We start from the raw sequence: 19107 nt of genomic DNA, 5'->3' as shown, positions 1-19107 counted from the left end.
TCCCTGGTGGGACAGTGTTCGACGTGAATCAAAAATTGTTATTTCGCCATCATGGCCCGCGCTATTGTAGCGCAGACCGACGCGGCGGCAAGCCGTGCACAATTGAAATACTTCACGTTGGCATTCCGGCGCCGGGGCGACCGCCCGTCGCCCGCTAGCGCGCCAGCAATTCCTGCACGTGGCGCACCGGAATCGCATAGGTAATGCCGCTGGGCGCCGAGATCGCCGACTCCTTCAAGCCCTTCACGAACACCATATTGATCACGCCGACCACCGCGCCGGTGGCGGGATCGTACAGCGGCGAGCCGCTGTTGCCGGGATAGGCGGTGCCGTCGAGCTGGTAGATGCTGAACGGGGAACGCTGCAACTGGGCCACCGCGCGCGCGTCGAGGCGGCGCGCATTGAGCGAGGGCTGGATCACCGGCGTGATCGCCGCCAGCAGCGCGCGGTGGGTGGCCGGATGCAGGCCCAGCACCATCCCGAGCGGGAAGCCGGTGAAGGCCAGCGCCTCGCCTTCGGCCGGCGCGCCCTCGCTGGCCAGGCGCAGGGCAGGCAGCGGCGCGCCTTCCAGGCGCAGGTGGGCCAGGTCGTGCTGGCGGTCCAGGCCCACCAGCGTGGCGGCGCGGAAGCGCACCCCGGCGCCGTCCGGCAAGACCACGCCCAGCTGCTCCATGCGCGCGGCGTCGAGCTTGTCGGGCACCACGTGGGCATTGGTAATGACGCTCAGGCCATCGCCGACCACGAAACCGGTGCCGCTGAACACGATCGCCGGACTGCGCGTCTGCAACTGGGTGCCGATGCCCACGATCGACGGCTTCACCGCCGCCACGGTCTGCGGCAGGGTCGCCGCCAGCGCCGGCAGGCCCTGCGCCGCCAGGCACAGCAGGGCCGCCGCCGCGGTCTTTCCAAACAAGCGTCGCGTCATCAAGACATCACAATCTTCAGGTAGGTGTAACAAGGCTGAGGCAATCGTACGGCCCCTTTCCAATTTTAAACATTACAATAAGGTTCTTTGAATTTCAGCAACTATTTAAAGGCGCACGCGACACAGGATGGTCCAGGAACATGCCGCAAGGGCGGCTGGCCATTTCGTGAAATACAACAAGCGTGCGCGCCAAATGTTTGCGATAATGCAATTAGTAGCCAAGGTTGCAACGTCTTTAGAGAAACGTTTTCATTGCCTTAAAGAATATGTGTTGCAAACCGATGGCATCGGCTACCGGAATCGCTGGAATCGTAAACCCTCAATTGCAATTGCCTAGGGTACAAGCGATCATGCACATTGTTTATTTGTTGAGCCTGCAAACCAGGCCCTGACCGACGAGATCGACACGATGGCTGAAATCACCTCCCAGATTCTTCACTTATTAAAAGCGGTCGGCAAGTACCGCTGGCATGCCGTCGCCATCACCTGGGTGGTCGCGCTGGCCGGCTGGGCCGTGGTATTCATGCTGCCCAACCAGTACCAGGCTTCGGCGCGCGTCTACGTCGACACCCAGACCATTCTCAAGCCGCTGCTTCAAGGCATGACGACCCTGCCGAACCTGAGCCAGCAAGTGACCTTCATGCGCCGCACCCTGCTCAGCCGTCCCAATGTGGAGCGCGTGGTGCGCGAGGTCGACCTCGACGTCAAGGCTGCCGACAGCAAGGAAATGGACCGCCTGGTCGACAAGATGATCGAGAAGATCAAGGTCGAGGGCACCGGCCGCGACGACATCTACACGATCAGCTACACCGGCCCCAGCGCCCAGCAGAGCAAGGAAGTGGTGCAGGCCTTCCTGACCATCTTCGTCGAGGGCAGCTTCGCCAACAAGCGCCAGGATTCCGAGAAGGCGGTGCAGTTCATCGACGAGCAGATCCGCAGCTACGAAGAGCGCCTGGCGGCCGCCGAGAATTCGCTCAAGGAATTCAAGATCAAGAACATCGGCATGCTGCCGCGCGAAGGCGCCGACTATGGCGCGCGCATGGTCGGCGCCAGCGAGGCCCTGAACCAGGCGCAACTGGAACTGGCCGAGGCCGAGCAGGCGCGCAATGCGATCCGCCGCAAGATCTCGGGCGACAACAGCGGCGCCGGCGGCCCGGCCCCGGTCCTGAACGACCCCGAGCTGAACGAGCGCATCGCCACCGTCAACAAGACCCTGGACGCGCTGCGCACCCAGTACACCGAACAGCATCCCGACATCGTCGCCAACCGCCGCCTGCTCGAGCAGCTGCTGGAGCGCCGCGCCGAGGCCGCCAAGAACGTCAAGCCGAGCGCCGACCCGGGCGCCAACTTCAGCCCGATGCTGCAGCAGCTGACCGTGCAGCTGTCCGAAGCCGAGGCGCGCGTGGCGTCGCTGCAGGCGCGCGTGGCCGAATACAGCGCCCGCGTGGGTCGCCTGCGCGGCCAGAGCCAGCAGGTGCCGGAAATCGAGGCCCAGCTGTCCCAGCTCAACCGCGACTATGAAGTCAACCGCGAGAATTACCAGCGCCTGGTCGAGCGGCGCGAATCGGCCAAGCTGTCCGGCGAAGTGTCGTCGGCCACCGACATGCTGACCTTCCGCGTGGTCGATCCGCCGACCGCGCCGGCTCTCCCAAGCGGCCCCAACCGCCTGCAGCTGTTCTCGCTGGTCTTCGTGGCAGCCCTCGCGGCCGGCCTGGCCGGCGCCGTCCTGCTGAGCCAGATGCGTCCGACCTTCCTCAGCCAGGCCGCGCTGCGCGAGGCCACCGGCCTGCCGATCCTCGGCTCGGTGAGCATGAACTGGACCGCCGAGCAGACCGTGCTGCGCAAGCGCCGCCTGGTCGCCCTGGCCGCATCCGTGCTGGTGCTGTTCGGCATCTATGCCGCCGGCGTCGCCGCCATCCTGATCCGCCCCACGATGTAAGGCCGGATGGCCTACAAGGAGTGAATGTGAGCATTATCGAAAAAGCGGCCAGCCGCATCGACCAGCAGCGCCAGAGCGCCGTCCCCGTCAATCCCGTCGTGCCGGCCGAGCCGCCGCTGGTCGACGCCCCCGCCGCCGTGCTGGTGGACGTGCCGGTCGCGCCGACGCCCGACCTGGCCGGCGCCGCCGCCCCTGCCGCCGCGATCCCGGCCTCCGGCGAGGCGCCGGCCCCGGCCCGCACCCGCCGCGTCGAACTCGACCTGGGCCGCATGCGCGAACTGGGCATGGTCACCGCCGCCGGCGGACGCACCAACCTGCTGGAAGAATTCCGCATCATCAAGCGCCCGCTGCTCAAGCGCGCCTTCGCCGAACGCGGCCCGAAGGACAATCCGGCCAACCTGATCATGGTGACCAGCTCGCTGCCGGGCGAAGGCAAGACCTATTGCTCGATCAACCTGGCGATGAGCATCGCGATGGAACTCGACCACACGGTGCTGCTGGTCGATGCCGACGTGGCGCGCCCCTCGGTGCTGCGCACGCTCGGCCTGCCGACCCAGCGCGGCCTGATGGACATCCTGCTGGACGACAAGCTCGACCTGTCGGACGTCATGCTGCGCACCAATGTCGACACCCTGGCCATCCTGCCGGCCGGCACCAGCACGGCGCAAGCCACCGAACTGCTCGCCAGCTCGACGATGACCGCCATGCTGCACGAACTGGCGCACCGCTACCCCGACCGCATCATCATCTTCGATTCGCCGCCGCTGATGCTGACCAGCGAAGCGCGCGTGCTGGCCAGCCATATGGGCCAGATCGTGGTCGTGGTGGAAGCCCAGACCACGACCCAGCATGCGGTCAAGGAAGCGTTGTCCCAGCTGGAAGGCATGAGCAACGTCAACCTCGTCTACAACAAGACCCGGGACATCCCTGGCATCGAAGAAACGTATGATTATCACTATGGCTAAACGCCCAGCGGCAGGCCGGATGCCCTTCCGCCTGGCCCCGCTGGCGGCGGCCGCGCTGCTGCTGGCGGCGGCGCCGGCGCACGCCGACTGGCGCGTCACGCCGACGCTCATGGTCAGCGAAACCTGGACCGACAATATCGACCTGGCCCCCGACGAGCAGGCCCACAGCGACCTGGTGACCCAGGTCTCGCCCGGCATCGCGGTCAACAGCCGCAGCCGGCGCCTGACGGTCGACGCCTCGGCCCAGTTCCACCAGTTCGCCTACCTGCACAACAGCAGCCAGGGCCGCACCATTCCCGGCTCGAACCTGCGCGGCGAAAGCGTGTCCGACACCCAGCGCTCGTACATGGGCAATCTGCGCGGCGAGCTGGCGCAAGACCTGCTGTACGTCGACGCCTACGCCTCGCGCGGCCAGCACAGCATCTCGGCCTTCGGTCCCCGCACCGACGGCAGCGACATGTTCCGCAACAATAACCGGACCAATGTCCAGACCTGGAGCATCAGCCCCTACCTGGCGCACAGCTTCGGCAGCACCGCCAACGGCGTGCTGCGCTACACGCGCGACTCGGTCGAGAGCGACGACCCGGTCGGTTTCGTCAGGACCGAGGGCGAGAGTTTCAGCGCCATGCTCAACAGCGGCACGGCCTTCCGCACCGTGGGCTGGGGCCTGAGCTACTACAAGCAGGACCTGACCGGCGCGCGCTACGGCGACTCCTCGACCGAGAACGTGAACGCCAGCCTGCAGTACATCCTCAGCCACCGCCTGGCGCTGACCGCCAATGCCGGCTACGACCGCTACGAGTTCGAAGGCCTGGGCGGCGGCGACGAAGGCGCCAGCTGGTCCGCCGGCTTCATCTGGACGCCGTCGCTGCGCACCAAGCTGCAGGCTTCGGCCGGCCGCCATTACTACGGCAATACCGGCAGCCTGCTGGCCGAGCACCGCAGCCGCCACACGACCTGGAACATCACTTACGCCGACACGATCACCACCTCGCGCCAGCAGTTCCTGCTGCCGTCGACGGTCGATACCGCCGGCCTGCTGGACCGCATGTTCGCCACCAGCTATCCCGATCCGGTCGAACGCGCGCGGGTGGTGGCGGCCTACATCCAGGCCACCGGCCTGCCGCCGGCGCTGGCCGACAGCATCAACTACCTGAGCAACCGCTTCATGCGCCAGAAGCTGCTGCGCGCCTCGGTCGCCTACCGCAAGGGACGCAGCACCGCCGTGCTGTCGGCCCACGCCAGCCGCCGCAACGGCCTGTCCGACCAGCAGAGCGACAGCCCGCTGCTGGGCAGCCAGTCGGGCAGCGTGAACGACCGCGTCAACCAGCACGGCATGGAAGCGACCTACACTTACCGCATCAACCCGCGCTCGAACCTGGTGGCCGCCTTCGACCTCGATCGCAGCCGCTCGCTGACCACCGATTTCAAGGACTACCAGCGCACCGTGCGGGTCGGTCTCTCGCGCCGCTACGGCGAGCGACTGCTGGGATCGGTCGAACTGCGGCGCCGCAGCGGCGACTACGGCTTCGGCTCGAGCGGCCGCGCCTACAACGAACGTTCGTTGTCGGGCAGCCTGTCCATGACGTTCTAAGCCAACGGAACCACGATGTACGAATCCTATTACGGCCTGTCGGCCAAGCCCTTCCAGCTCCGCCCGGACCCGCACTTCTTCTTCGGCTCGAAAGGCCACAAGCGCGCCATGGCCTACCTCGACTACGGCCTGTCGCAGGGCGAGGGCTTCATCGTCATCACGGGCGAGGTCGGCGCCGGCAAGACCACGCTGGTGCGCAACCTGCTGGGCCGCATCCCGCTCGACCAGATCGTGGCGGCGCACATCGTCAACACCAGCCTCGATCCCGAGGATACGCTGCGCATGGTGGTCTCCGCCTTCGGCCTGCCCTACGAGGGCGCCAGCAAGGCCGAGCTGCTGAACCGCCTGGAACAGTTCCTGCGCGCGGTCGACCGCCAGGGCAAGCGCGCCCTGCTGGTGATCGACGAGGCCCAGAACCTGAACGCGCGCACGGTCGAGGAATTGCGCATGCTGTCCAATTTCCAGACCGACGACCGCTCGCTGCTGCAGACCTTCCTGCTCGGCCAGCCGGAGTTTCGCGCCACCCTGCACAGCCCCACCATGCAGCAGCTGCGCCAGCGCGTGATCGCCAGCTACCACCTGGGCCCGATGGATGCGCAAGAGACGCGCGCCTACGTCGAGCACCGCCTGGCCACGGTCGGCTGGAAGGGCGACCCGTCGTTCGACGACGCCGCCCACGCCGTGATCTATGCCTACAGCGGCGGCATCCCGCGCAAGACCAATACGCTGATGGACCGCGTGCTGCTGATGGGCTACCTGGAAGAGCTGCACGGCTTCACCGGCGCCCACATCGAGGAAGTGGTGCGCGACATCTCGGACGAATTCCAGGCGCCGGAAGGACTGGGCGAGCCGGAGCCGGCGTCCATGCACGCCACCTCGGGCCAGCACGAACTGCAGCATGGCGAACGGCGCGGCACCAGCGTCGAGCAGCTCGACGAACGCATGATGCGCCTCGAAAAATCGATCGTGTCGGTGCTGTCGATCCTCAAGAAGATCGCCGCCACCCCGCCCGGCTCGGCGCGCCAGCTGGACCAGGAATAATCAGGAAAACAGCCCCTTTTCAGGAATGGACTTGGCATGAAAATGACCGCTCCCGCCGCTCGCCCGCGTCCCGCGCCGGGCGAGAAGATCCGCAATGCGATGACCTGCGACGTCGAGGATTACTTCCAGGTCTCGGCCTTCGCCCCCTACATCGACCGCGCCAGCTGGCCGACCCGCGAATGCCGGGTCGAGGCCAATATGGAACGCATCCTGGCGCTGTACGAGCGCCATGGCGTGCGCGCGACCTTCTTCACCCTGGGCTGGATCGCCGAGCGCTATCCCGCCATGGTGCGCCGGATCGTCGCCGCCGGCCACGAACTGGCCAGCCACGGCTATGGCCACCTGCGCGCCTCGGACCAGAGCCGTGCAGAATTCGACAACGACATCCGGTCGAGCAAGGCGCTGCTGGAAGACATCGGTGGCCAGGCCGTGGTGGGCTACCGCGCGCCGAGCTTCTCGATCGGCCACGCCAACCTGTGGGCGCTGGACGCGCTGCACGAGGCCGGCTACAGGTACAGCTCGAGCATCTACCCGATCGCCCACGACCACTACGGCATGCCGGACGCGCCGCGCTTCGCCTTCTACCCGAACGGCCCGGACGGGCTGCTCGAAGTGCCGATCACCACGGTCAAGATGGCGGGGCGCAACCTGCCGGCCGGCGGCGGCGGCTACTTCCGCCTGCTGCCCTACGCGCTGTCGCGCTGGATGATGGAAAAGGTCAACCGCGAGGACGGCGAACCGGCCCTGTTCTACTTCCACCCGTGGGAAGTCGATCCCGGCCAGCCGCGTCCGGAAGGCCTGGGCGCCAAGGCGCGCTTCCGCCACTACATCAACATCGACCGCATGGAGCGCCGCCTGGAACAGCTGGCGCGCGACTTCAAGTGGGACCGCATGGACCGCATCTTCCTGGACAAGCCATGAACTCGATCATCGAAGCGGCGCAGGCCAAGCGCGCCATGCCAGCCACCGCCGCCGGCGCCCAGACCCTGCGCCTGATGCAGCCGCAGGATTGCGCCCGCTGGGACGCTTTCGTGCGCGCCTGCCCCAACGCCACCTTCTTCCACCTGTCGGGCTGGCAGAAAGTCATCGAGCAATCGTTCGGCATCAAGACCTGGTTCTACTTCGTGGAGCAGGACGGCGAGATCCAGGGCGTGCTGCCGCTGGCCGAGATCAAGAGCCGCCTGTTCGGCCACTCGCTGGGCGCGATGCCGTTCTGCGTGTACGGCGGCGTGGCCGCGGTCGACGACGGCGCGCGCCTGCTGCTCGACGACGCGGCCGACCAGCTGGCGAAGAAGCTGGGCGTGGGCCACCTGGAATACCGCGGCATGCACCGCGCGCATCCGGGCGACGCCTCCTGGCATACTAAGGAACTGTACGTCACCTTCCGCAAGGAGATCACGGGCGACGACGAGACCAATATGAACGCCATCCCGCGCAAGCAGCGCGCGATGGTGCGCAAGGGAATCAAGCTCAATCTGAAAGGCGTGGTCGAGGACAACGTCGACCGCATGTTCGAGGCCTATGCCACCAGCGTGCTGCGCCTGGGCACCCCGGTGTTCCCGAAAAAATACTTCGCCCTGCTGCAGCAGACCTTCGGCGACGAGTGCGAGGTGCGCACCATCCTGACCGAAGACGATCGCCTGGTCGGCTCGGTGCTGTCGTTCTACTGGCGCGACGAGGTGGTGCCCTACTACGGCGGCGGCACCGACCTGGCGCGCAGCGTGGCCGGCAACGACTTCATGTACTGGAACCTGATGCAGGCGGCCGCCGCGCGCGGTTGCCGCATCTTCGACTTCGGCCGCAGCAAGCTCGGTACCGGCGCCTACGACTTCAAGAAGAACTGGGGCTTCGTGGCCGAGCCGCTGCCGTATGAATACAAGCTGTACGCGTCGACCCAGCTGCCGGACAACAATCCGCTGAACCCGAAATACCAGTTGTTCATCAAGATGTGGAAGAAGCTGCCGCTGCCGGTGGCGAACTTCCTCGGTCCCTACATCGTGCGCAACCTGGGGTAATGCCGTGCAAGACCTGCTGCTGCTGATCCATCGCATCCCCTACCCGCCCAACAAGGGCGACAAGATCCGCTCGTACAACCTGCTCAAGCACCTGGCGCGCGACTACCGGGTGCACCTGGCCACGTTCGTCGACGACGCCGACGACTGGCAGCACGTGCCCAAGGTCGAGGCGATGTGCGCCAGCAGCCATTTCGCGGCCCTGAATCCCCTGCTGGCGCGCGTGCGCAGCCTGGGCGCGCTGGTCAAGAACCGCTCGCTGTCGCTGGACTACTACCAGGATGCGGGCATGACGCGCTGGGTCGAGCAGACCGTTGCCGCGCACGGCATCAAGCGCGTGATGGTGTTCTCGTCCCCGATGGCGCAATACGTCGACCACCATCGCGACGCGCGCCGCGTGATCGACTTCTGCGACGTCGACTCGGACAAGTGGCGCCAGTACGCCGACAAGAAGTCCTGGCCCATGAGCTGGCTGTACCGCCACGAGGCGCGCCAGCTGCTGCGCTACGAGCGCCAGGTGGCCAGCCAGTACGACGCCTCGCTGTTCGTCTCCAAGCCCGAGGCCGACCTGTTCCGCCAGCTGGCGCCCGAGAGCGTGGCGCGCATCGGCCACTTCAGCAACGGTGTCGACACCGACTACTTCTCGCCCGACCACGAGCTCGCGAGCCCGTATGCGCCGAATGAGCGGGCGCTGGTGTTCACCGGCGCCATGGATTACTGGCCCAACGTCGACGCCGTGCAGTGGTTCTGCGACGAGGTGTTCCCGGCCCTGTCCGCGCAAGACCCGGCGCTGCGCTTCTACATCGTCGGCTCGCGCCCGAACCCGCAGGTCCAGGCCCTGGCCCAGCGCGCGGGCGTGACCGTGACCGGCACCGTGCCCGACGTGCGCCCCTACATCCGCCACGCCACGCTGGCGGTGGCGCCGCTGCGCATCGCGCGCGGCATCCAGAACAAGGTGCTCGAGGCGATGGCGATGGCCGTGCCGACCGTGGTGTCGCCGCAGGCGCTGGAAGGCATCGACGCCGTGGCCGACCGCGAGCTGGCGGTGGCCGACGGCGCCCCGGCCTGGATCGACACGCTGAAGGGACTCCTGGCCCGCGACAACCGGGAGATGGGCCGCGCCGCACGGGCGCGGGTCGAACATCATTACAGCTGGCCCAGCAACCTGGCCTGCATCGAGGAGCGACTGGAATGCTCGTGAACCCACCCAAGGACCTGGCCGGCGCCACGCCGCATGCCGCCACCACGCCGCTGGCGCCCTCGAGCGCGATGCTGATCGCGCTCGCGCTGCTGGCGCCCTTCTTCCTCTACCTCGGCACCGCCGGGTCGCTGGTGGCGATCTGGAACAGTTCCGAGACCTTCGCCCACGGCTACGCCATCCTGCCGATCAGCCTGTGGCTGATCTGGCGCCGGCGCGCGGTGTTCAACGCGGTGCCGGCGCGGCCCTGGGCCCCGGCCCTGCTGCTGCTGGCCATGCTGGGCGCCGGCTGGCTGCTGGCGCGCATGGGCGAGGTGCAGGTGGTGATGCAGTACGCCTTCGTGTCGATGTTCCCGGTGATCGCGCTGGCCATGCTGGGCCCGCGCCTGGCGGGGGCACTGGCCTTTCCCCTTCTGTTCCTGCTGTTGGCCGTGCCATTCGGCGAAGTCTTCGTCGGCCCCCTGATCAACCTCACCGCCGATTTCACGGTGTGGGCGGTGCAGGCCACTGGCATCCCGGTGCTGCGCAACGGCACCCGCTTCGAGCTGCCGACCGGTTCCTGGTCGGTGGTCGAAGCGTGCAGCGGCGTGCGCTACCTGATTTCCTCGTTCACCCTGGGCTGCCTGTACGCCTACCTGACCTACCGCTCGCTGTCCAAGCGCCTGCTGTTCGTGGCGGTGTCGATCGTGGTGCCGATCGTCGCCAACGGCTTGCGCGCCTACATGATCGTGATGATCGGCCACCTGTCGGGGATGGAACTGGCCACCGGCGTCGACCACCTGATCTATGGCTGGGTGTTCTTCGGCCTGGTGATGCTGCTGATGTTCTGGGTCGGCAGCTTCTGGCGCGATGACGATGAGCCTGCGGTCGCCAATGCATCCGCACCGGCCGCAGTCGCCGTGCCGGGCAACCCGGCGCCGGCCTCGGTCGGCCGCATGGCGGCCATGTGCGCCGCCGTGGTGGCGCTCACCGCGCTGTGGCCTGGCTTCGCGCGCTACAACGACGCCGCCAACCTCAATCCGCAACCGGTCCAGCTGTCGACGGTGGCGGTGGGCTGGCCGCAGGTGGCGCCGTTCTCCGACTGGACGCCGCGCTGGGTCAATCCGGACGCGACTTACCGCGCCACCTTCCGCAACAGCGAAAGCATGCCGCCGGTCGCGCTCGACATCATGTATTACCGCAACCAGCGCAACGGCAAGGCCCTGATCAGCTCCGTCAACACCCTGGCCACCTCGGACGACGCCTGGCATGCCGTCGGCGGCGCGCTGCGCAGCGAAACCCTGGACGGCCAGCCGCTGACCCTGCGCGAGACGCGCCTGAACGGCCCGACCGGCCAGATCCTGGTGTGGCAGTGGATGTCGATCGACGGCCACCTGACGGCCAACAACTATGTCGGCAAGCTGCTGCAGGCCCAGGCCAAGCTGCGCTTCCGCGGCGACGACGGCGCCGTGGTGCTGCTGTCGGCGCCGGTGCGCGACAATCCGGAAGCCGCGCGCGCCGCCCTGCGCGCCTTCCTGGCGGGCCAGGGCCAGGCCGTCGAACGCGCGCTGGACCATGCGCGCACCCATTGACGGTCACGACCATGCATAGCGAGCTGTCGGTCCTGAACGCCCAGCGGCCCCTGGTCGTGCACCTGGTCTACTCGCTCGACGTGGGCGGGCTGGAGACGCTGCTGGTCGACTGCATCAACCGCCTGCCGCCGGAAAAATACCGGCATGCGGTGGTGTGCCTGACGCGTTATTCGGATTTCGCCCAGCGCATTACCCAGCCCGGCGTCGAGCTGTTCGCCCTGAACAAACCGCCCGGGAACGGCGCGCAGGTGCACGTCGACTTCTGGAAGCTGATGCGGCGCCTGCGTCCGGCCATCCTGCACACCTATAACCTGGCGGCGATGGAGTTCTGCTTCACCGCGGCCCTGGCCGGGGTGCCGGTGCGGATCCATGCCGAGCATGGCCGCGACGCATCCGACCCGCAGGGCCTGAACAAGAAGCACAACTTCCTGCGCCGCCGCCTGGCGCCCTTCATCGACCGCTATATCCCGGTGTCCGATGATTTACAGCGCTGGCTGGCCGACGTGGTCCGCATTCCGGCCGCGAAGAACCACCCGATCAAGAACGGGGTCGACACCGAGCGCTTCGCGCCGCTCCTGGACGCGACCACCGCCGCGCCCTGGGGGCCGGACGACATCGTGATCGGCGCCGTGGCGCGGGTGCAGGACGTCAAGAACCACCGCAGCCTGGTGGCCGCCTTCGCCCTGCTGCGAGAACGCCTGCCCGCCCTGCGTGCGCGCCTGCGCCTCTCCATCGTCGGCGACGGCCCGCTGCTGGGCGCGATCCGCGAACAGGTCGCCCAGGCCGGCCTGCAGGATGCCGTCTGGCTGCCCGGCGCGCGCGCCGACGTGGCCGAGCTGCTGCACGGCTTCGACGTGTTCGCCCTGCCCTCGCTGGCCGAGGGCACGCCGGTGTCGCTGCTGGAGGCGATGGCCTGCGGCCTGCCGTCGGTGTGCTCGAACGTGGGCGGCATCCCGGAAGTGGTCGCCGATGGCGTGCATGGCCTCCTGGTGCCGGTCGACGTGGATGCGTTGGCCGAGGCGCTGGCGCGCTACGTGCAGGACCGGGCACTGATGGCACGCCATGGCGCCGCCGCGCGCGCGCGCATCGAAGAAAAATACAGCATGGACGCCATGCTGCGCGCCTATATGGCGCTGTACGACGGCCTGCTCGCGCGCAAGGCGCCGGCCCGGCTGCATCAACCCTTGAATACCTAACAACGCAGGAAGTGAACGAGCATGTGCGGAATCGTCGGCATTTTTGATACCCAGGGAACTCGCGAGATCGACCGCGCGGCGCTGGGCCGCATGAACGAGAGCCAGCACCACCGCGGCCCGGACGAAGGCGAGCTGTATCTGGAAACGGCGCTCGGCATGGGCCACCGCCGGCTGTCGGTGATCGACCTGGCCAGCGGCCAGCAGCCGATCCGCAACGCCGCGGGCGACGTGGTAATGGTGTTCAACGGCGAGATCTACAACTACCGCGAACTGCGCGACGAGCTGGTCGCGCTCGGCTTCGCCTTCCGCACGAAGTCGGATACCGAGGTGCTGCTGCACGCCTACCAGGCGTGGGGCCAGGACTGCCTGCAGCGCCTGCGCGGCATGTTCGCCTTCGCCATCTGGGACCGGAAGAAACAGACGCTGTTCCTGGCGCGCGACCACCTGGGCGTCAAGCCGATGTTCTATGCGCTGCTGCCGAACGGCCTGTTCGTGTTCGGCTCCGAGCTGAAATCGATCATGACCCACCCCGAGCTGTCGCGCAAACTGAACCCGCGCGCGGTCGAGGATTACTTCGCCTTCGGCTACGTGCCGGAACCGCACACCATCTTCCACGGCGCCTTCAAGCTGGCGCCCGGCCACCGCATCACCCTGCGCGTAGGCGACACGGCGGTCAAGCCGGAACAGTACTGGGACATTCCGTTCCAGCGCGCCCCGCAGCGTCCGATGCAGGAAATCGAGCAGGAACTGACGGCGCGCCTGCAGGAATGCGTGCAGAGCCAGATGGTGGCCGACGTGCCGCTGGGCGCCTTCCTGTCGGGCGGCGTCGACTCGAGCGCGGTGGTGGCGATGATGGCGCAGCAGAACCCGGATTCGGTGGTCACCTGCTCGATCGGTTTCGACGACCCCGAATACGACGAATCGAAATACGCCAATGAAGTCGCCGCGCGCTACCGCACCACTCACCACGCCCAGGTCGTGGACAAGGACGACTACGGCCTGATCGACACCCTGGGACGGCTGTACGACGAACCGTTCGCCGACAGCTCGGCGATCCCGACCTACCGCGTGTGCCAGCTGGCGCGCAAGCACGTCACGGTATCGCTGTCGGGCGACGGCGGCGACGAGAGCTTCGCCGGCTACCGCCGCTACCGCTTCGCGATGGCCGAGCAGCGCGTGCGCGACAAGGTGCCCGCCGGCCTGCGTAAACCCGTGTTCGGCACGCTGGGCCGGCTGTATCCGAAGGCCGACTGGGCGCCGCGCATGTTCCGCGCCAAGACCACCTTCGAGGCGCTGGCGCGCGACACGGTCGAGGGCTACTTCCACGGCGTGTCGCGCATGCCCGACCGGATCCGCGCCCAGTTGTTCTCGGACGGCTTCAAGCGCGAGCTGCAGGGCTACGAGGCGATCCAGGTGTTCCACGAGCACGCGGCCAATTCGCCGACCGACGATCCGCTGTCGCTGATCCAGTACCTCGATTTCAAGACCTGGCTGCCGGGCGACATCCTGACCAAGGTCGACCGCGCCAGCATGGCGCACTCGCTCGAGGTGCGGGTGCCGCTCCTGGACCATACCTTCGTCGAATGGGCCTCGACCCTGCCGCCCGACATCAAGCTGGGCGGCGGCGAAGGCAAGTACATCTTCAAGAAGTCGCTCGAGCCCTTCCTCTCGCACGACGTGCTGTACCGCGCCAAGAAGGGTTTCTCGATTCCGCTGGCGGCCTGGCTGCGCGGCCCGCTGCGCGAGAAGCTGCGCGCGGCGGCGCTGTCGCCGCTGCTGCTCGACACCGGCATGTTCAACGAGCGCTTCCTGCGCGAGATGGTCGAACAGCACATCGCCGGCAGCAAGGACTACAGCACCCCGCTGTGGTCGGTGCTGATGTTCGAGACCTTCCTGCGGGTCAGCGCCGACGCCTGAACAGGACGGGTCCGGGTAGGGGCGCCACGGCGCCCGCCGCGCACGCGTCGGCCGATGCATTGCTCGCGCGCCGGCCGGCGCGGCCGCCGATGATCATCGAGAATGTCCCGGGCATCAGGCGATCGAGCACCTTGTACAGCTGGACCAGGAAGCCGATCAACAGCACCGGCACACCGTACACAAAGACCGCCTTGGGCACCCATCCATCGACGTGGACATAGACCCGGCGCAGGATCTCGATCAGCGGCATATGGCTGAGGAAGATGAAGAAGCTGTACTGGCTGTGCTCTTCGGCCCAGTTGCCGAAGCGGGTGTCCTGCAGCAGCGACGCCATCGGCCATACCAGCAGCGGCGCGCTCAGGTAGATGAAGGTGCGGTCCTCGACCCGGAAAGCGATCAGCAGGACGCACACGGCAGCCAGCGCCAGCGCGCACGCCGGCGCGTAGCGGTCGTAACGCAAGACGTCCCAGCGGCAGATCGCGGCCATCCCGCCGATATAGAACATCACGGCCATGGTGCCGCGCATGACCAGGTCGCGGTCCAGGTTGAACAGGAATAGCGCGGCCACCAGCAGCAAGCCGGCCTGCGGCGCGCGGCGCAGGAACAATCCGAAAATCGGCGACAGCAATACCAGCACGAACAGCTCGCGCAGGAAATGCAGCGGATTATTCATGGGCGCCGCATTATATGCAAACAGCATATTCATGATCTGCATATCGCTCAGGCTGCCGATCGGCTGGAACGGCACATAACCGGTGCCGTATTCCACCCCGGCGACCACGAGGAAATAGCAGATATTAAAGACGAAGAAGGGAATCAATAGCGTCCTGGCTTTTTTCAGATACAGCTTGAAAGGCGCCAGGTCGAGATTCATATGGAATAGCAGATAACCGGAGATCAAGGTCAGCGCCGGCACGCAGATGCGGCCCAGCTGGTCCTGGGTAAAGACGCGCAGCACGTCGAAGCCATTCGAGAAATCGAGGGTGGCGACCGATGGCGGATCGGAGATGTGCAGGAAAACGACCATCCCGATCAAGATGAAACGCAGCATGGAAATACGGCGCGCGACATTCTCCTGGAGTTTCATTCATGGCCTCACTTTCCGAGCAAGGCGTAAATATAACAAGGATTGTTAAATGGTCGCGTTCGCCTGATTTAATACTTTGGAGAAATATTTATTCTCGCAAGCCCTGATATTGGTTTATTAATTCTATTTTCTTGAAAATAATGAATGGTTCTGATTGCACCCTGCTTTCAGGGATTGCGCCGCACCACCCGCGCCGCCTTTTCCAGATGCCATTTCGCGATCGAGAACCAGCGCTTGCGGGTCTGGCGCAGCCAGGCCCGCGGCGGCTTGATCGGGTGCCACAGCATGTCCTTCTGGCGCCCCGCGCGCAGCCGGATGGTGGTCGTGCCGAAGCTGCCGCGCTTGTCGAAGCCGTCGTTGGCCAGGCCATGGTAGCGGCGGCCGCGGTCTTCCTCGGCCACGAATTCGCCGTTGCCGCCGATATCGACCACCGTCATGCCGCCGTGCTTGAGGATGGTGGCCCAGGCATTCTCGCTATGCCCGTTCCAGCCGGCGCGGTAATAACGGTCGATCAGGTCGAGCGCCTGGGCGCCGACGCGGAAGAAGGTGAGGAAGACCAGCCAGCTGCGCTCCGGCGGAATGTCGGTGCCCGGCGCCCGCAGCATCGATGAATAGGTCCAGCCGGCGTAGCCGCGCGCCAGGTGCGCCGCCAGCAGGTCGCCCGGGCGGTCGGCCAGGCCCGCGAACAGGGTGCGCAGCTCGCCCGAATACTCGACGTCGTCCTCGACCACCCAGTACTGCCCGTACTGCGGCTGGCGGCGCCGGAACAGCAGCGGCACCAGGTCGCAGTTGCCGGGGATGAGGCGGAACGGCCGCGCCGCGCCCTTGACCGGATAGTCCAGGGTGTCGATCGCGTCCGGGCCATAGATGTGGTGCTCGACCTCGATCCCGTCCAGCACCAGGCGCCGCACGCTGGAGGCGGCGGCGGGCATGAACGAGACCGCGGCGAAGCGGCAGTGCGGCCCCTGGGCCAGGAAGGCGGCGCGAAAGCGCAGCAGGCGCTTGCGGGCGCCGACCGGATCGGTGGTCAGGAACAGCAGGATCTGTGCGGTCCCGTCCATGGCGGCGTGCTAGGGGCGGCCGGCCCAGTCGCGGTACCAGGCCCAGAAATGGGCCAGGCCGGTCGCCAGCGGCGTGGTCGGCGCGAAGCCGACCCAGTCGCGCAGCTTGTCGATCGAGGCATGGGTGGCCGGCACGTCGCCCGGCTGCATCGGCAGGAATTCCTTCCTCGCCTCGACGCCCATCACGTTTTCCAGGGTCGCGATGAAGTCCAGCACCCGCACCGGGTTGTGGTTACCGATATTGAACACCGTGTGCGGCGCGCCGGTGGGGGTAGCGGTTCCCGGGGTCGGCTTGAACAGCAGCCGCACCACGCCTTCGACGATGTCGTCGACATAGGTGAAGTCGCGCGTGAGCAGGCCTTCGGCGAACACGGGAATGGTGGCGCCGCGCGCCATCTTCTCGGCGAAGCTGAAATACGCCATGTCGGGCCGGCCCCAAGGGCCGTACACCGTGAAGAAGCGCAGGCCGGTCGCCGGCAGCCCGAACAGGTGGCTGTACGAGTGCGCCATCAGCTCGTTGGACTTCTTGGTGGCGGCGTACAGCGACACCGGGGCGTCGACCTGGTCATCCTCGCTGAACGGGACCTTGGCGTTGGCGCCGTATACGCTGCTGCTGCTGGCGTACAGCAGGTGCTCGACCTTGCCGTGGCGGCAGGCTTCGAGGATGTTGCCGAAACCGACCAGGTTCGACTGCACGTAGGCGGCCGGATTCTCGAGCGAATAGCGCACCCCGGCCTGGGCCGCCAGGTGCACCACCAGCTGCGGGCGCTCGCGCGCGAACAGCGCGTTCACCTGGGCCGGGTCGGCGAGTTCCACCGTGTGGCAGGCGACGCCGGCCGGCGCCAGCAGCGCCGCCACGCGGTCGTGCTTCAGGCGCGGATCGTAGTAGTCGTTGAAGTTGTCGCAGCCGACCACCTGGTGGCCCATGGCCGCCAGCCGCGCGGCCACGAAGCTGCCGACGAAGCCGGCCGCGCCCGTGACCAGGATCCGCTTGGCGTCGCCGCCCATCAGGCCGCCTTCCGGCTGACGCGTCCGATGCCTTCGTAGGCCAGGCCCGCTTCGGCCACTTCGGCCGGATCGTAGATGTTGCGGCCGTCGAAGATGGCCTTGCCGCGCAGGGTCTGGGCCAGGTGGCGGAAGTCCGGGGCGCGGAATTCCTTCCATTCGGTCACCAGCACCAGCACGTCGGCATCGTCGACGGCGGCGGTGGCCGAGCTGGTGATGGTCAGCATCTCGGCCACGCGCGCGGCGCCATGGTCGCGCTCCAGCACGCGCACGGCTTCGGTGCTGGCCACCGGATCGTAGGCGCGCACGCGGCAGCCGGCGGCGAACAATTCCTTCAGCAGGATCAGGCTCGGCGCCTCGCGCATATCGTCGGTGTTCGGCTTGAACGACAGCCCCCACAGGGCGATCGTCTTGCCGTTCAGGTTTTCCGCGCCGCCGTAGAAGCGCGACAGCTTCTTGAACAGCACGTTCTTCTGGTTGTCGTTGACGCGCTCGGTCGCTTCCAGGATGTGCAGGGTCTGCTCGTGGTCGGCGCCGGTCTTGACCAGGGCTTTCACGTCTTTCGGGAAGCAGGAGCCGCCGTAGCCCATGCCGGCGTACAGGAATTGCGAGCCGATGCGCGGATCCAGGCCCATGCCGTGGCGCACCGACTCGATGTCGGCGCCGAGCACCTCGGCCAGGTTGGCCAGCTCGTTCATGAAGCTGATGCGGGTGGCCAGCATGGCGTTGGCGGCGTACTTGGTCAGCTCGGCGCTGCGCACGTCCATCTCGACCAGTTTTTCATGGTTGCGGCTGAATGGCGCGTACAGCTGGCGCATCAGGCGCGTGGCGTTGGCGTCGTCGCTGCCAACCACGATGCGGTCGGGACGCATGAAGTCCTCGATCGCCGCGCCTTCCTTGAGGAATTCGGGATTGCTGACCACCGAGAACGCGACCTTGCTGCCGCGCTTGTCGAGTTCGCCCTGGATCGCGGCGCGCACCTTGTCGGCGGTGCCGACCGGGACGGTCGACTTGTCGACCACCACCACCGGGGTCTCGATGCGCTGGCCGATCGAGCGGGCGGCGGCCAGGATGTGGGTCAGGTCGGCGCTGCCGTCTTCGTCGGGCGGGGTGCCGACCGCCAGGAACACGCATTCGGCGTGGGCCATGGCTTCGTCGTAGCTGGTCGAGAACAGCAGGCGGCCGGCGGCGGCATTGCGCTCGACCATGGTGTCCAGGCCGGGCTCGTGGATCGGGATGATGCCGTTCTTGAGCTTGGCAATTTTTTCGTCGTTGACGTCGAGGCACAGCACCGTGTTGCCGACGTCCGCGAAACATGCGCCCGAAACCAGACCGACATAACCGGTGCCAATGATAGTGATCTTCATAGTTATCTTGGAGAAGGAGTGACTGAACGAAAAGAACCGAAAGGACCGGGCAGAACAGCGCGGTGAACCTGGCTATTTTTCCACTTAAAAAGCGTTACCCTGAGGGACAAATGCCACGGGTAACGGTGCTGAACAATGCTTATTGGAACTGAAATGATAGTATCATGGTTGTCAAAAATCTATCCGTTTTGCGTCAATCGTGCTGCCCTCTGGAAAAATTTTTCGCATA

The 19107-nt window shown here is 66.6% G+C and carries 16 protein-coding genes; 11 read left to right on the top strand and 5 right to left on the bottom strand.

Annotation, left to right across the window (positions count from 1 at the left end; genetic code table 11):
* Positions 1-154 precede the first annotated feature (154 nt).
* Complete coding sequence (locus tag J3U95_RS23150) at positions 155-925, bottom strand: S1 family peptidase (RefSeq protein WP_208280993.1); 771 nt, start codon at positions 923-925, stop codon at positions 155-157.
* Positions 926-1091: 166 nt separating this feature from the next.
* Between J3U95_RS23150 and J3U95_RS23145 the strand changes: the two genes are divergently transcribed.
* The 11 genes from J3U95_RS23145 to J3U95_RS23095 all read left to right on the top strand — a co-directional run bounded on the left by J3U95_RS23145 (position 1092) and on the right by J3U95_RS23095 (position 14358).
* A complete protein-coding gene (locus J3U95_RS23145) occupies positions 1092-1262 on the top strand; it encodes a hypothetical protein (protein WP_208280992.1) in 171 nt (56 codons plus the stop codon).
* 72 nt (positions 1263-1334) lie between these two features.
* Positions 1335-2864 (top strand): XrtA system polysaccharide chain length determinant, encoded by a 1530-nt coding sequence (locus tag J3U95_RS23140; RefSeq protein WP_208280991.1) that lies wholly within the window; start codon positions 1335-1337, stop codon positions 2862-2864.
* Between the two features lie 26 nt (positions 2865-2890).
* Positions 2891-3829, top strand: coding sequence for an XrtA-associated tyrosine autokinase (locus tag J3U95_RS23135; RefSeq protein WP_208280990.1), 939 nt, complete (start codon positions 2891-2893; stop codon positions 3827-3829).
* Positions 3822-5423 (top strand): TIGR03016 family PEP-CTERM system-associated outer membrane protein, encoded by a 1602-nt coding sequence (locus J3U95_RS23130; protein ID WP_229520047.1) that lies wholly within the window; start codon positions 3822-3824, stop codon positions 5421-5423. Before J3U95_RS23135 ends, J3U95_RS23130 begins: the two co-directional genes overlap by 8 nt.
* A gap of 15 nt (positions 5424-5438) precedes the next feature.
* Entirely contained in the window at positions 5439-6464 is a 1026-nt protein-coding gene (locus tag J3U95_RS23125) for an XrtA/PEP-CTERM system-associated ATPase (RefSeq protein ID WP_208280989.1), read from the top strand.
* 36 nt (positions 6465-6500) lie between these two features.
* On the top strand, positions 6501-7385 hold the full coding sequence (locus J3U95_RS23120; RefSeq protein WP_208280988.1) for an XrtA system polysaccharide deacetylase: 885 nt from the start codon (positions 6501-6503) through the stop codon (positions 7383-7385).
* Positions 7382-8479, top strand: coding sequence for a FemAB family XrtA/PEP-CTERM system-associated protein (locus J3U95_RS23115; protein WP_208280987.1), 1098 nt, complete (start codon positions 7382-7384; stop codon positions 8477-8479). Before J3U95_RS23120 ends, J3U95_RS23115 begins: the two co-directional genes overlap by 4 nt.
* Positions 8480-8483: 4 nt before the next feature.
* Positions 8484-9677: a TIGR03087 family PEP-CTERM/XrtA system glycosyltransferase gene (locus J3U95_RS23110; protein ID WP_208280986.1), complete on the top strand. Its 1194-nt coding sequence runs from the start codon at positions 8484-8486 to the stop codon at positions 9675-9677.
* On the top strand, positions 9668-11245 hold the full coding sequence (gene xrtA, locus J3U95_RS23105; protein WP_208280985.1) for an exosortase A: 1578 nt from the start codon (positions 9668-9670) through the stop codon (positions 11243-11245). The genes J3U95_RS23110 and xrtA overlap by 10 nt, the downstream gene beginning before the upstream one ends.
* Before the next feature lie 11 nt (positions 11246-11256).
* A complete protein-coding gene (locus J3U95_RS23100) occupies positions 11257-12441 on the top strand; it encodes a TIGR03088 family PEP-CTERM/XrtA system glycosyltransferase (protein ID WP_208280984.1) in 1185 nt (394 codons plus the stop codon).
* 21 nt (positions 12442-12462) lie between these two features.
* A complete protein-coding gene (locus J3U95_RS23095) occupies positions 12463-14358 on the top strand; it encodes an XrtA/PEP-CTERM system amidotransferase (protein ID WP_208280983.1) in 1896 nt (631 codons plus the stop codon).
* Here the strand turns inward: J3U95_RS23095 and J3U95_RS23090 are convergent.
* From J3U95_RS23090 to J3U95_RS23075, 4 genes are all read right to left on the bottom strand, one after another.
* The gene (locus J3U95_RS23090) at positions 14342-15445 is read right to left on the bottom strand and encodes an acyltransferase family protein (protein WP_208280982.1); all 1104 of its coding nucleotides are present in this window, start codon (positions 15443-15445) and stop codon (positions 14342-14344) included. The two genes, J3U95_RS23095 and J3U95_RS23090, sit on opposite strands and share 17 nt — an antisense overlap.
* A gap of 167 nt (positions 15446-15612) precedes the next feature.
* A complete protein-coding gene (locus tag J3U95_RS23085; protein ID WP_208280981.1) occupies positions 15613-16506 on the bottom strand; it encodes a hypothetical protein in 894 nt (297 codons plus the stop codon).
* Between the two features lie 9 nt (positions 16507-16515).
* Positions 16516-17514 carry an NAD-dependent epimerase/dehydratase family protein gene (locus J3U95_RS23080; protein ID WP_208280980.1) on the bottom strand — a complete coding sequence of 333 codons (999 nt, stop codon included), beginning with the start codon at positions 17512-17514 and terminating at the stop codon, positions 16516-16518.
* Positions 17514-18878, bottom strand: a complete 1365-nt coding sequence (locus J3U95_RS23075) for a UDP-glucose dehydrogenase family protein (protein WP_208280979.1) — start codon at positions 18876-18878, stop codon at positions 17514-17516. The genes J3U95_RS23080 and J3U95_RS23075 overlap by 1 nt, the downstream gene beginning before the upstream one ends.
* Between the last annotated feature and the right edge of the window lie 229 nt (positions 18879-19107).

Origin of the sequence: Massilia oculi, from assembly GCF_017582745.1 — a bacterium.
GTDB classification, from domain to species: domain Bacteria; phylum Pseudomonadota; class Gammaproteobacteria; order Burkholderiales; family Burkholderiaceae_D; genus Telluria; species Telluria oculi_A.
The sequence above is the reverse complement of the archived record's forward strand: the minus strand, read 5'-3'. Positions and strand labels throughout refer to the sequence as shown.

Bases quoted from the DNA above. Each gene is read 5' to 3' on its own strand.
- J3U95_RS23150 (WP_208280993.1), bottom strand. From the start codon at position 925: ATGACGCGACGCTTGTTTGGAAAGACCGCGGCGGCGGCCCTGCTGTGC.
- J3U95_RS23140 (WP_208280991.1), top strand. From the start codon at position 1,335: ATGGCTGAAATCACCTCCCAGATTCTTCACTTATTAAAAGCGGTCGGC.
- J3U95_RS23130 (WP_229520047.1), top strand. From the start codon at position 3,822: ATGGCTAAACGCCCAGCGGCAGGCCGGATGCCCTTCCGCCTGGCCCCG.
- J3U95_RS23125 (WP_208280989.1), top strand. From the start codon at position 5,439: ATGTACGAATCCTATTACGGCCTGTCGGCCAAGCCCTTCCAGCTCCGC.
- J3U95_RS23120 (WP_208280988.1), top strand. From the start codon at position 6,501: ATGAAAATGACCGCTCCCGCCGCTCGCCCGCGTCCCGCGCCGGGCGAG.
- J3U95_RS23115 (WP_208280987.1), top strand. From the start codon at position 7,382: ATGAACTCGATCATCGAAGCGGCGCAGGCCAAGCGCGCCATGCCAGCC.
- xrtA (WP_208280985.1), top strand. From the start codon at position 9,668: ATGCTCGTGAACCCACCCAAGGACCTGGCCGGCGCCACGCCGCATGCC.
- J3U95_RS23100 (WP_208280984.1), top strand. From the start codon at position 11,257: ATGCATAGCGAGCTGTCGGTCCTGAACGCCCAGCGGCCCCTGGTCGTG.
- J3U95_RS23095 (WP_208280983.1), top strand. From the start codon at position 12,463: ATGTGCGGAATCGTCGGCATTTTTGATACCCAGGGAACTCGCGAGATC.
- J3U95_RS23090 (WP_208280982.1), bottom strand. From the start codon at position 15,445: ATGAAACTCCAGGAGAATGTCGCGCGCCGTATTTCCATGCTGCGTTTC.
- J3U95_RS23085 (WP_208280981.1), bottom strand. From the start codon at position 16,506: ATGGACGGGACCGCACAGATCCTGCTGTTCCTGACCACCGATCCGGTC.
- J3U95_RS23080 (WP_208280980.1), bottom strand. From the start codon at position 17,514: ATGGGCGGCGACGCCAAGCGGATCCTGGTCACGGGCGCGGCCGGCTTC.
- J3U95_RS23075 (WP_208280979.1), bottom strand. From the start codon at position 18,878: ATGAAGATCACTATCATTGGCACCGGTTATGTCGGTCTGGTTTCGGGC.